We start from the raw sequence: 14,423 nt of genomic DNA on the forward strand, positions 1-14,423 counted from the left end.
GACTCACTACTCTTGCTCGGTGTCTTTCGCTTTGCGATGAACACTGAAGTTAAACTTCGTGAGCTTATTCGGGGTAATTCGCAACACTTTCGGGTTTTCGCTCACCACTTCCATCGAAGTCGGTAACGAGTCAGTGTCTAACTTCACTAGGAAGTTTTTCCCTTTCTTATTCAGCACCCATTGGTCGGGCACGTGGTAGCGTCCGTACTGGTCTGTATGAATGACGATGCCTTCCACCGTCATCAGCTTGACACCAGGTATCCCGTCTTCATAAACCCCTTTGTTCTCAATCACGATTTCCCACAGGTAGGCATCGCCATGTCGATAGAGGTTTCTTGTGACGTTAAGATTCTCTGCACTTAGGCCGTTCTTTTTGTCTGATTCATGAGCAAACTTGATTTGGCCTTGCGCATCAAATTCGATGCGTGAGCCACCATCCGATGTGACGGTAAAATCAAAGCTCTCACGAGTACGTGTTTTGAATTGAATCGCGACAGATTTTGTTTCAGAGATGGTGCGGTTTATCGAGTGGCCCCAAAGATCACCCAACTCAACACCTTCTTGCACGGCTGAAATCACTTGACCATTGTCTTGCTCATCCTCAACCGACAGCTCTTTCCCATCGCGGACGACGATTGTAGAGCCAGCGATATAGTCCTGTGTAGGCAAGTTGGCAATCAATTCCACATCAAATGCCGTCGCGTCTGCTTGGAAACCGTCTTTGTTGTGGTCTTCAAACACCTTACCGATGATGGATGAGGTATCGAATACCTTGTCCGGCTCTACGGTTACTTTGGCACTGTCTTCATTCGATACCGCAAGACCATCAACTTTCGATACCGCGGTGTTGATGTAGTCACCAAACGTCGCGCCCACGGAAACTCGCAGTAGATAACGAATACGTAGCTTCTCGCCCGGGTCGAAGTTCAATGAGGTAAACAGCAGCTTGCCCGTGTCTGATGGTTCAATCGTCAACACTCGGTCGTCTTCATTACCAAACTCACCATCTGGGCCACTCAACACCACTTCCGATGTATCAAGGATGTACTTGAAGCCGCCCGGGTAACGGTCTTCCACGGTGACGTTTTTGAAGTACGATTCGTTGTTGTTTTCTACAATGACTTCGTATTCCACGGCATCGCCCACTTGAGCGGTGTCTTGAAACGCCGCTTTCGTTAGCAGAAGTTCACCACTGTTATCTGGGATCTTCTTGATGTGCGTGGTCACGCTGTCACTGGTTTGTGTACCGTCTGTTTCTGTCGCGGTAAAGGTGTTGGTGATGTCGTCATCCAAGCCTTTACCTAGCGTGCCCACAACTTCAAAGGCAAACGCATTACGTTTTTTCGACTTAAGGTTGACCGTTAAGTCCAAATCTTCACTTGCTGGGAAGGTGTGGCGATCAATCACGCTGCCGCTGTCGTCTACTTCGACACCTTCAATCGTCCAGTCGGTGAAGACCTTGTTGCCCGCTTCATTTTGCAACTCACTGATTTCATCGGTCAGACGAACATTAGCTGCGTTACCATCACCTTGGTTCGTCACGGCTAAGTAGTAAGTCACGGAATCATCATCCGGTGTGTATTCCGGCTTATCAGAACGCTTCTCGACCACAAGCTCAGCAGGAACCGGTGGTAAATCCAACGCTGCGACTTGGTCTGCAGAACCCTGCACTGAGGTTGGCGACGGCATCATGCCTTTTGAGCGCGCCATTGCAGCCGGATTCCACGTCAGATCTAAGTAGTAACCGAGTACATCAATGTTGGTCAGCATGTCTTCATTGACGGTCAACGTGAAGGTGTAATCAATCTTACCACCCGGCGCAATATCAACGATGGTGAACAGATCTTTATCGTCTTCATAATCGCCCGGCTGAGTTTCAGCACCCTGCCAATCCGCCGTTAACGTCCAATCATCAAAGGCTTTGTCACGAGAACCATCGATGTAATCACCCATGGATTCACTGAACTGGGTATAGATAGCAACGTTCTTCGCAATACCGCGTCCAATGTTTTCAATCACTAGGTGATATTCCACTTTTTCACCCGGCACGTAATGTGGTGCGTCGGTGTAAAGCTCAGCTTGCACAACCGCACTCACGCTCTGAACGGGTGGGCTGATCACATCACCACCATCGACTTGCGCGGTGTTTACAATGGCCCCAGTCGCTGAATCCACAACCGTGCCTTTCGCGCGGAATACCACCTTACCTTTTGGTGCAATATCCACGCTGTATTCTGTTGGACTTACTGATTCGACATTACTGCCTATGGTTTGTGATTCGACCTCAAGCGATGTTGAGCCATCGACAAACGCAGGACCTGTCGTACCATCGTAATAACCAACTTGGATAGAAGACATGTCATCCACTACGCTCAAATCGGTGATGTAGTTATTCGAGGTGTTCTCGATAGTGATCAAGAACTCCAACTCTTCACCAGGCTCGTATTCGGTTTGAACGTTTGTTTTGGTGGCAACAAAATCGGAATCCATCGGCAGCATAATCGCCGTTGAATCTTGAGAAACACCGTTGTAAGTGACGGTTGCAGTGTTGCTGATCTCACCAATCGCGGTGGTACGGATCAGTGCTTTCACACGGAAGGTCACGGTACTCTCAGGCGCAATATCCATGGTTGCATTAATGTCGTCGCTCAGCTCGAACGTTTTTGGTGTCACAACCGTACGTTCATCCGATGCTTCGTATGTCACTTCCCACAACATAAACGCCGATTCTTTATTACCACTGGTGGTGTCAACATCGATGTCGCTGATGATGTCTTTCAGTTCAACACTAGAAGCAAACGCCAATGATGTGTTACTCACGGTAATGTCATAGTTGATCAGCTTCGTCACTTCATAAGTTGGAGTGTCTACCGATTTGTCGATGGATACCGTCGCGAGGATCGGTGTACTGATTGCGCTTTTTTCTGTTGTATTCCCTTCAAACGTTGTACTCGCGGTATTAGTGATGTCACCCGTCGCATTGGCTACAGTTGTCGCTTGAATGGTATAAACGATCGTATCTTCAGGAGCGATATCCAGCGTCTCTTTCAGATCTTCACCTGTTATAGGTGCTGGTACTGGCGTTTCACCCGTTGTTGAAACCGCTGAAATCTGAATTGAACTTGGGTCAAACGCTTTTCCTGTGGTACCACCAGCAAGCGTTGTTTCAATCGACTTCAATGTGTCTTCAATTTCAACGGCTTCTGCCCAACCTAAGCCGTTGTTCTTAACCGTCACGGTATAAGTCAGCGTATCACCCGGTAGGTATTCAAGCTTGTCGACTTCTTTCGCCAACGTGACTTGTGCGTCTTCAGGCAAATACGTCGCTTCCGCTGTGTAGTCTGTGCCATCACTGTCCACTTTAACTAGGTTAGTGATGTTGCCTTTGGCCTTGTCGTTAACGGTATTCGTCACAACGAAAGAGTAACTATCGCCAGGATGGATACTGTAAGTCGCACTGTAACCCTGATCGGTATCGATCACGTTTTTACGAGCGTTCAGCAAAGGATCGCCACTACCACCGAGTACTTCATCACTGATCACCCACTTACCCGTAAAGGCCTGTGCTTTGTCGGTACTGTTCGCCACATCGGTCATAATGGTATCGATGCGATCCACCAGCACTTGGTCGACCAAGTAACCTTCACCGACGTTAGTTAACGTGATTTTGTACGCAACAGGCTGACCCGGTTGGTATTTCGCATCCGGCTCCGCAATCGGCGTAGTCTCTTTGGTCAGTTCCAATTGGCCCGGTTTTGGCGTGATGTATCCTTGTTCAAGTCGAGCAATCTTAGAATCATCAAGACCGTGTTTTAGGTATGCAGTGTTGGTGAATCGGCCAATCGCATCATCACGAACCTTGCCTTCCACGTGAATGCGGAGAACGGTGTACTTATCTCCGCCGCCAGTGCCTGCGTCATCACGACCAGCCATTTTGATCGCTTCTGATGGCAAATCGATATCTGGATTCACGGCGCCAACATAAACATCCAGAGCAGTGAAGTCATTTGCCGTTGGATCACTTGGAGCAGAGTTAAACAGCACTTCGTAATCAAGCGTCCACTCTTTAAGCGCCGTCTGCATTGAACCATCAACCGTCTCGACTTCAAAACTACTAATAATGTCACGCAGTGAGAACAAACCGGAATCGACATCATCATTGGTAATATCGATGTAGTAGTTGATAGTGCCGCCTGGGACATATTCTGGAGTATCGGTCCACTTATCGATCAGGATTTTTGAACGCCCCGCCTCAAGCACAATGTCATTCGTGTCATTGCCATTCACTTGCGCCGTATTGGTAATCGAGCCCGTTGCTGAAGCAGAAACGGTCCCCTTCACGTCAAACACGATGTGTTCACCTGGGCGAAGGTCTACCGTGGCATTCAAAGGTACGTTGCCGTTGTAGTTACCTTGAACGTCGTAGGTTCCCGCAGGCTCAACAGCAATACCTGTGTTCCATTCAGTGAAGGCATCTACACCATCTTCCGTTTTAATATTGTTAATGGCGTCGATAACACGAACGTCATTAGCAATGCTGTCGCCCGTGTTTTCTAGGGTGACTTGATATTCCACATCACCGCGAGGTGCATAAGTACAGCCACTGCCATCACTAGAAGGAACCGAACAAGTCGCGGAATCACCATCGGTATACTCTAACGTCTTGAAGTAGTTGATTTCTGAAGGCTTAGGTGGAATAGGTTCCGACGAATCCGACTTACCATCAGCGGTCACTCGGTTCGCTTCAATCTCACCCAGAGCGTCGTCTCTTACTGTACCTTTCAGGTTAAAGGTCAGCGCTTCTCCAGCTGCAATATCCACTTCGATATCGAGATTACCGGCTACGCTGTAACCCGGAACATAGGTATCAATGTTCGCGTCGATACCATTACTCACCGTATGACTGATATCACCAGAGGCATACGCCGGTTTGGTTGTACCGCCAATAACTTCAACGCCAATATCGGTCACCGTATCTTGAATACGCACATTGTTTGCCCACCCATTTTCTGGGTTAGTAACCACGAATTCGTACTCCACTTCGTCACCAGGGATGTAAGTATCTCCCGAGGTGAAAGGTGTACCATTAATAGACACGACGCGTTTTTCCACATTGATGTTGTTCGCCAAAGGCAGCAATGTAGCCGTGCGGTTTTTGCCATCGTAGTTCGCGGTGTTTTTAATATCACCCAGTGCATCTTCGCGGATAGTGCCATGGACGGTGAACGTCAATGATTCCTGAGGGGCGATAACAATATCATTATCAATATCGATATTATTGCCATCGACAAAATCTACCGCTTCGGTAATTGAGTCCGTTGCAGCGTCTTTGACTAGACTTACTTCCCAGCCAGCAACAAAAGGTTGCCCAACCGGATCGCCACCCGCCGTCAAATTATCCTCCGCAATACGGGTTTGAATCGCAGAGATGGTGTCTTTTAGATGAGAGCCATACTCGGTGCCATAGCCGTTGTTTTTCAGCTGAATACGGTAGTAGACCTCACTCTCACCCGATGCTTGCGAGTAAGTCGTTTTCTCTGTACTGAATCCAGCGTCAGAGAAGGCTTTCTTATTGAAGCTGATTTCCGGATCGGCCATAGAAGACGGAGGAGAAATCGCAATAAGTTCGTTACCATCGTCTTCATCAATAAACGCACGGTTGCTAAATGAGCCCACCGCTTTCGGACTGATCTTCGCAAGAATCACGTAGCGAACATAAGGCGTAGTTAAGAAACCACCGAAGTCTTTGGCTGCAATATCAAAGTGGGTATTGATGGGCTGATTGTCTTGAATTGAGCCGTCTACGTCTGGATCGGTGATTCCTGAACCATCAGAAGTGGCTTCAATTGTCCAACTGTCAAACGCAGGTCCACGAGTACCGTCATAGTAATCGGTAGTAATCTCATCAATTTCATCACGAATACTGATGTCATCAACGTGTGCTTCTGCAACGTTTTCGATCAGAATTTCATACTCAACGTAGCCACCTGGCATGTAGTGAGTTGCACCAGTTAGCTTGTTTCCATCCACATCGTAGTAAGCAAGGATGTTCTTCTCGTAGTCGATCTGACGAACAGTTTGTCTGATCTCATGCGAGATATTGTCGCCATCAACGGTGAGCAGGTTAACAATGTCGCCATTGGCTTTGTCATTAACAGTCGCAACCACTTCATACTCCAAGGTTGCCCCCATTGGAATATCTGCCAATACGTCTAGATTACTGTCGCTGGAGGTATATACATTGCCAGCACCTGCGCCTGCGTCGACGTACTCTTTATTATCACCGGTCGCCTTTGAAGTAATGTCCCAAGTAACGTATGCATCACCTGTACCGCCATCAACGAGATCTACCGTGATATCCTCAAGATTATCGACAATTGGAATGTCATCGGCATTGGCTTTACCATCATTCTCGATGATCAAACGATACGTGACTGTTTTACCCGGCTCGTAAACCGTTTCATCAGTGATTTTGTCAAAATTCAGGTGATAATCATTCGGAATAACAATGGTGTCACGATAGCTGATATCACCCACCGCATCGGGACGAATCATCCCTTTCACGGTGTACGTGACATCTTCTCCTTCATCGATATCAATCGTGGTCACAATGTCATTGTTGTCAGCGACCGTACCGTCTTTTGTACCATCTGTAGTGCCCGCATTCGCAAGATCACTTTTCTCTACACTTACGCTGAACTGATTAGTCTTTGTCGTAGGATCATAGAACGGGTTGCCCGTTGAGCCATCTTGCAATTGAACTGAAATACCATTAATCAATTCATTCACATCAACGTTATTGCGGTAGCCTTTACCATCTTGTGAGGTGTACTTGAAGGTATAGATCAGCTCATCACCTGGAGAGTAACGGTTGATGTTAGTGGTACGGAAAACATCACCATTGTTGTAAACCTGATGGTTTTCAGCAACGGCACGCTTTAAGTACTCACATGAAGTTGTACAACCTGCATCATCTTTGTGAATCAACAATGCCTCGTTGCGGATCAAATATTGTTCACCCGCTTCTACTCCGTTAGAAACCGCGTTGTCTTTGACCAACGCTTTGATCTTAACGGTAATAAAATCGTTCGCAGGAATGTTAAGCGGGATCTCAACATCGTCGGTATTAGGCGTACTGTAGGCACCACCATCAACTGAATACGACCAATGTTCAAACGGATTTTGCTCAAGTAAATCCTCTGATTCACCATCTTTGTCATTCGCCAGCGTAGTTGTAATTTCACTCAGACGGTCAATCAAGATCAGATCCGTTTCTGGAATATCACCATTGTTGCCGATCACGATGGTGTACTCGAGATCTTCACCTGGGGTGTAACGCACAACATTGGTTGTTTTAGTCAACGCAACGTTGATGTCATAAGCGCTGTCTTTGTTGTCGATTTGAGCAGACGAACTGTGGTCGCGATCCGTTAATGGATCATAAACATCAACACGGTTAGAAACTTGGTCGTGTGGATAATCATTTTTGACGATACCGGAAACTTCATAATGCACCCACCCTCCCGGAGTGATATCGACGTCGGTATCGATGTTTTCGTTGTCTGAAACATCCCCGTAGCGTGAACCTGGCTCATCGGTATTGGTAGAACCAATAACTTCCCAACTAGAGAAGAAGTTCAGCGCTTCGATGTCATCCTTAACGGTTGCATCATTGGCGTAACCCACTCCACGGTTGTAGATGTAGATATCAAACGTTGCACGCTCACCAACAATAAAATCGGTGTTTTGAGCGGTTTTCGCCACAACAAGATTTGGTTCGTTTGGATGCGTCGTGACTGAATCCGCTAGATTAATGTTGTCTTCTGCGTCAGTCGACTTGACGGTTGCTGTGTTAGAGAAAGAGCCCCACAGGATCTCAGTATCAACACTGCGATCAAGAGTACCAACAATGGTATATGTGATGGTTACACCCGGTGGGATTTGAGCGATAACATCAAGATCGCTGTTATCAGAAAAGTCTCCTGCGTCAGCGGCGACTTTTAACCAAGGCGAATCTGCCTCAATGTCTGCTGAAATAGTCCACGAGGTGAAGACTTTCTTCATCGCACCAGCAGGCTCCAGCAGTTCTGCCTCAATGGTGCTGATGTCATCTTTAATTTCGATATTAGAAGCAAAACCATTGCCTTCAGGGTTAGTCACACTGATGGTGTAAGTCACTTCATTGGTCGTATTGGTGTACCAGCTTTCTTCATCATTCCCATCTACGCGCTTATCCAGCACTAGGTAGTAATCACGAGGGTAAGAGCCTCGATCCGAATAAAGCTTGCCATCCACTTCAACTTCGTTTCGGATTTCATCATCCGCAATTGGGTTAACTACTGCAGCAATCGAATAAATAATGGTTTCTTTAGGGGCAACCGTCGCATTTACATCTAAGATGTTCTTATTGCTCTGATTACCAGCAATTTCGCCCGTGAAACCCGGCTTACTGTTTGTGGAAACATTGCCATCCTCATCATAAGAGGTCGCCGTTACCACCCAACTTACGTAAGCTTTGGTTGATGTTCCGTTGATAGAAGTTGTGGTTACAGAAGCCAGATCATCATAAACAGGAACGTCGATCGCGTATCCTTCACCGCTGTTTTCTACTGTGATGGTGTAGTTTAGGGTGCTACCTGACGAGTAGTAACGAGAGTCTACTTCTTTTTGAACTTTTAAGTTTGAGTTTGGCATTTGCACACCAGAGCCGATTTCGCCTAGGTTGTCCCCCAAACAAAGTCCCGCATCTGTGCCATCATCAACAATCTGACCTACACTGTCGTCCGCCACTCTTGCCGTCAACTTGTAACGAACATAACCTTCAGGAGCCAAATCGACTTTTAGGTCAATGTCGTCGGTGGTCCAAGCGCCATAGTTAAAAGAGCCGTAGTTAGAGCCTTCGCCACGGCTATCCGCAATTTCAAGTTTCCATTCAGAAAAAGCAGATCCAGACGAACCATCAACTTGCTCAGTAACGTTACACGCAAACTTGTCTAGCACGATGACATCATTGGCAAAGTATTTCGAATCCGCGTTCGAGATTTCGATGTCGTAAACCACTTCATTCTCACCAGAAACACCTGGCACATACGTCGTGTCTTTAGTTCGCTTGTTTCGTTTAATTTGGCTCGATGATGAATCGAGAACATCTTCCGTGTTTAGCGTGTTTGCAAGCACGCCAGCTGAATCAGCGCCGCCTTCGTCGTTAAGAACTTTCGCCTCCAGCTGAGGGATCTTACCGATAGAAACGGGACTTGCATGCACCACAATGGAATAAACGATCTCTTCGCCAGGGTAGATAGACACTTTATCGTCGAGTGATTTGTCGGTTTGCTTGCCCGATGCTTGTAGCTCAGAAAGGCTGTTCGAGCCAATCGATGTCACTTCATTGGTCCAAGTCGAGTACGGGTTACCCGTTGTGTCATCGGCATTTTTGTCATTGCTGATGTCGTTACCTAGATCTGACTTCAACGAGTCCATCAACTGCTGAACAGTGTAGTTGTGAGCGATACCTGCACCTGAAGCGTTACGCACTGTGATGGTGTAGGAGAAATCTTCGCTAACGAGATAATCGTCCGTTTTGTTTAGCGAGTGCGAGAGTGTGACATCAGCGTCTTTTGGCGGCGTTGTGATACCACCAGCTGATTGGTTGTCGTCACGTGTTTTTGCTTCAGCGCTGTCATTGATGATGTCGCCGACCAACGTAGAATCAATTTGACCTCGAATGGTATAAGTGACCGAACCACCAACGGCGATAGATACATCCTTCGCATCCAAGTTACCGCTTGTTGAGAACGTCCCCGCATTACTCCCAGAACCCGAAGTAGAAGAACTGTTTGAGACAGACGTAAAGGCTGAAATCATTGCACCGTTGATGTCTTCGGCCTCAATATCGGCCACAAGGTCGGTAACAGTCATACCTTGGATTTTTGCAGAGCCTGTGTTCGATACTTTTAGGGTGTAAACCAGAGCCTGCCCTGTGCCATATTTATCAACCGACGCAGAAAGATCGATGCTGTGTTCATACACCACTCTCTGGTGGGTAGTTGTGTTTGAGTCTTCTCGTGAAAGCGCACCAGAGCGAACATTGGCAACGTTGTTAATATCGCCCGCCGCCTGCTCAGAAACGGTTGCTTTGATGGTGTAAGAAACCGTGCCGTTATTGCGAATTCGAACATCAGTGGCAGTAAGGTTGCCATTTCTGTCGTAGTCACCAGCAGAAGATAGAAAAGAAGCGGACGCGGAGATCTCTGCGCTTTCAAATGCATTCACTGAACCGCCGGAATCACCGGAAGTCATGATGTTCATGATCTCATCATTGACCTCTAACCCAGAAAGTGTGGAACCAGAGGTGTTGGTTAAGGTCAACGTGTATTCAATCTGGTTGCCGTTATCGTATTGGCCACTTACTGGTGACAACTGGACATCAAGCCCGGCTATATCCGCTTTCGCAGGCATAGCAATCAATACCATTAGGAACGACAAAAACGCACCACCTAGGGTGCGAATCAAACGACTAAAATCTTTCGACATGCTTACTTCTACTACCCAAATCAGCTAGTTAAGGAGAATTAAGATTAATTAAGGCGAATTAATCAGCAGAAAAGTTTAGCGAAGCGAATGTGATTACAGTCGGCATCTTTTGAGCGAAGAGTTTTTTAAATGCCTATTACGACCATGAAGAAAAACAATATGTAAGGCAGGATTTAAGAGGGGTAGCATTCAAAGCATTGATATATCGCTACAACTCGCCAAATCAGAACCAATGATTTTATAACTCTTTAGTTGATAAAAACTTATAAAATCGGTCAATAAGCAATCAATTTAAAATCGGAAAGGGAAATTTTTGTTGACATGAAAGACTAGGAACGCGCTATTTCAGAGCATTCCTAGTCGATAGAAATGGGGCTTTTCTTAATCTAGCAAGCTGTCTTGATAAATCATTTTTTTACTCATTCCACCATCTACGACCAAGTTATGGCCATTAACGAAGTCATTCTCTGGGTGCGTTAAAAAAAGACACGCATTAACAATATCTTTGGCTTTCCCTACTCGACCTGATGGATGCTGCTGATGGTCAAAACTATCAAGCTCATCATACCCTTCAACCTGAATCCAGCCAGGGCTAACCGCGTTGACGGTAATTGGCGTATCTGACAACGAAATGGCCATCGATTGTGTCATAGAGACCACACCACCTTTAGATGCGCCGTAAGCATCCCAACCAGATTCATTTTGATTCCAGCGCGTAGAGGCAATGTTGATGATTCGTCCATAAGGCTGAGTATGATTCAATGCGATAAATCGTCGGGAACAAGCAAACGCGCCTTTGAGGTTAACGTCAATCACACGTGAAAACTCTTCAAAAGTCAGCTGTTGAATGGGTTTGTTAAAGTTGGCGATCGCACCATTGTTGATGAGAACATCGACTTTGCCGTACTTTCTTTGGATCTCATCAAAAGCTTGTTCAATCTGCTCTGATCGCCCTAAATCAACGAGGTGAAAATCCATATCTGGATTCTTATTGGGTGCAATGTCTAGCACGATAACTTTTGCTTGTTGCTCAAGGTAGGCAAGAGCAAGGTGTTGACCGATACCTTGGCTACCGCCAGTAATCACGACCACTTTATCTTTATACATACAGAGTTCTTAATTGTTTTTAATGTCCTCAATTCTAGAGCCCAAACGCATAAAAAAATAGGCACGATTCTCGCAAAATCGTGCCTAAAGGGTGCTGAGTCAACAGCCGCTATTGTTGTTATTCGTTATCCAAAATCACCAGAGATGTATCGCTTAGTACGATCATTATCTGGGCGATGGAAAATTTTATCGGTCGTGCCATATTCTTCTAACTTACCGAGGTACATAAAACCGGTGTAATCAGAGATGCGCATCGCTTGCTGCATGTTATGCGTAACGATAACAATGGTGTATTTTTCGCGCAGTTCAGTAATCAAGGTTTCAATCGCTGCAGTCGCAATTGGGTCAAGCGCTGAAGTCGGCTCATCCATTAGGATTACTTCTGGCTCTAGAGCAATCGTGCGTGCGATACATAAACGCTGCTGCTGACCACCAGATAAGCCATTTGCATCGGCATCCAGTTTGTCTTTCACCTCTTCCCATAAATGCGCGCGTTTTAATGCAGATTCAACACGATCTTTGATTTCTGCTTTGCTAAACGTACCTTGGATTTTTAGACCAAACGCCATGTTCTCGTAAATCGACATTGGGAATGGTGTCGGCTTTTGGAAGACCATACCGACTTTAGATCGCAGCTCGTTAACATCGGTGTTGTTAAAGATACTTTCGCCATCCAACAAGATTTCACCTTCTGCATACTGATGACCGTACAAATCATAAATTCGGTTCAAGGTACGAAGAAGCGTGGATTTACCACAACCCGAAGGGCCAATAAGTGCCGTCACACGGTTTTTGTAAATCGGCATGGATACCGATTTCAGTGCTGCATCTGCGCCTTTGTTGTAGTAAAAATTTAAGTTTTGAATATCCATACGATGAGTCAGATTTGCTGTCACATCGTTGGTATTAATGCTGTCTACCAAAGTGCTCATAGTAGGTCCGTTCATGTTGTTTGTAGTGACTGCGTTTAAAGTTGCCGTGTTCATGCTCTTCTCGCTTTAAATAGCTGCGGCAACGAAGTCGCCAGTACGTTAACAATCAAAATAAAGGTCGTGATAATCAGTGCGCCAGCCCATGCTAGCTCCTGCCACGATGTGTAAGGACTCATCGCAAACTGGTAAATCGTTACTGGCAGGTTTGCCATCGGTTTACTCATGTCCGTGGTCATAAAACTGCTGTTTAGCGCGGTAAACAACAAAGGTGCCGTTTCGCCTGAGATACGTGCGATAGATAATAGAATCGCAGTAATAATACCCGGCGCTGCAGCTCGGTAGCTTAGTTGGGTAATCACACGCCATTTAGGTGCGCCTACGCCACTGCCCGCTTCTTTCAATGTTGGTGGAACAAGACGAAGCATCTCTTCCGTTGATGCCACAATCACGGGCAATGCAAGGACCGCGAGTGCAATTGCCCCCGCCCACCCCGAGTAACCACCGGTTGGAACCACAATCAAAGCATAAACAAACAGACCAACTAGAATCGATGGTGCGCTCATTAGCATGCCGTTAAGGAAGCGCAAAGACTCAGCGACCTTGTTGTCTTTGTCTGCCTCAGCAAGCCAAGTACCAGCCAGAACACCAATCGGTGCTGCGATTAAAATGCCCAAACCAGTCAGCATCAAGCTACCAATTAGTGCGTTTTTCAAACCACCTTGGCTACCAGGACCAGGAGTCAGTTCGGTGAAGGTAGCCAAACTCAAGCCCTTCACACCTTCACCGACAAGCGTGTACAAAATACTGGCGAGTACAAAGACACCGAATGCGGCTGACAAAGAACAAAACGCTAAGAAACTAAAGTTCTTTAATTTTCTAGTATTCATGATGACTTCCTTAGTAAACGTCGAGCAAAGCCCATCACGAAGAAAGTGATAATAAAGAGCACAACGCCAAGCCCAATAAGTGAAGCGATATGAATTGGGTCTGTCGCTTCATTAAATTGCTGAGCAATCGTCGATGATATTGAGCTTGCTGGCATAAAGAATGAGAACTCAATACGACTCGCACCACCGATAACAAAAGCCACCGCCATTGTTTCGCCAAGTGCTCGCCCTAGGCCAAGGATGCCAGCACTCACCGTTGCATTTTTCACTTTTGGGATAAGAACTTTGGTGATCACCTCAAATGGTGTCGCACCTGTTCCATACGCCGCTTCACGAAGTACATCAGGAACCGATTTAAGTGCGTCACGCGTCAATGACGTCATGATTGGCAGAATCATAAATGAAAGGATAATGCCCGCCGCTAACAAACCGATACCAATCGGTGGCCCATTAAACCAGCTACCGATCAAAGGAATATCAACTAAATGCATGCCTGCCCACATTTGGAACCCTTCTGAGAACCAAGGAACAAAGACAAACAATCCCCACATACCATAGATAATGCTTGGTACGGCAGCGAGTAGCTCAATGGCTTTACTCACTGGCTGACTTAGCCATTTAGGTGCTAGTTCAGCGAGGAACACTGCCGTACCTAACGCGATAGGTGCAGCAATAACAATAGCGATGAAAGAAGTAACAAGTGTGCCGTAAATTGCAGAGGCAGCACCAAATTGACCATTAATAGGATCCCAAATATCTCTAAATACAAAGCCAGGGCCAAATTCTTTAAAAGCAGGCCATCCACCTTCAATTAGTGATAATAAAATACCAATTAGGGTCACAAAAATTAATAAAGCACTCGCGAAACTCAATTTATTAAAAACCGAATCACCATTTACTTTATTTTTAATAGCTAATGTAGTCATAATATTTTATTCAGTTGTCTGGAGAATATACTCCCCAG

General features: G+C 46.2%; 5 protein-coding genes. All 5 read right to left on the minus strand.

Translation table 11 applies throughout. From position 1 onward, the window contains the following. Nucleotides 1–6: 6 nt before the first annotated feature. The 5 genes from ACLIIY_RS28055 to pstC all read right to left on the minus strand — a co-directional run bounded on the left by ACLIIY_RS28055 (nucleotide 7) and on the right by pstC (nucleotide 14,385). Nucleotides 7–10,473: a hypothetical protein gene (locus ACLIIY_RS28055; RefSeq protein WP_434529534.1), complete on the minus strand. Its 10,467-nt coding sequence runs from the start codon at nucleotides 10,471–10,473 to the stop codon at nucleotides 7–9. A gap of 441 nt (nucleotides 10,474–10,914) precedes the next feature. Beyond that, entirely contained in the window at nucleotides 10,915–11,640 is a 726-nt protein-coding gene (locus ACLIIY_RS28060) for an SDR family NAD(P)-dependent oxidoreductase (RefSeq protein WP_434528978.1), read from the minus strand. Nucleotides 11,641–11,765: 125 nt separating this feature from the next. Continuing rightward, a complete protein-coding gene (gene pstB / locus ACLIIY_RS28065) occupies nucleotides 11,766–12,626 on the minus strand; it encodes a phosphate ABC transporter ATP-binding protein PstB (protein ID WP_172666185.1) in 861 nt (286 codons plus the stop codon). Beyond that, on the minus strand, nucleotides 12,623–13,459 hold the full coding sequence (gene pstA / locus ACLIIY_RS28070) for a phosphate ABC transporter permease PstA (protein WP_005441026.1): 837 nt from the start codon (nucleotides 13,457–13,459) through the stop codon (nucleotides 12,623–12,625). Before pstA ends, pstB begins: the two co-directional genes overlap by 4 nt. Then, nucleotides 13,456–14,385, minus strand: coding sequence for a phosphate ABC transporter permease subunit PstC (pstC, locus tag ACLIIY_RS28075; protein ID WP_005441028.1), 930 nt, complete (start codon nucleotides 14,383–14,385; stop codon nucleotides 13,456–13,458). Before pstC ends, pstA begins: the two co-directional genes overlap by 4 nt. Nucleotides 14,386–14,423: the final 38 nt, after the last annotated feature.

This window comes from Vibrio sp. K4 (assembly GCF_051122595.1).
Classification (GTDB): Bacteria; Pseudomonadota; Gammaproteobacteria; order Enterobacterales; family Vibrionaceae; genus Vibrio; species Vibrio owensii.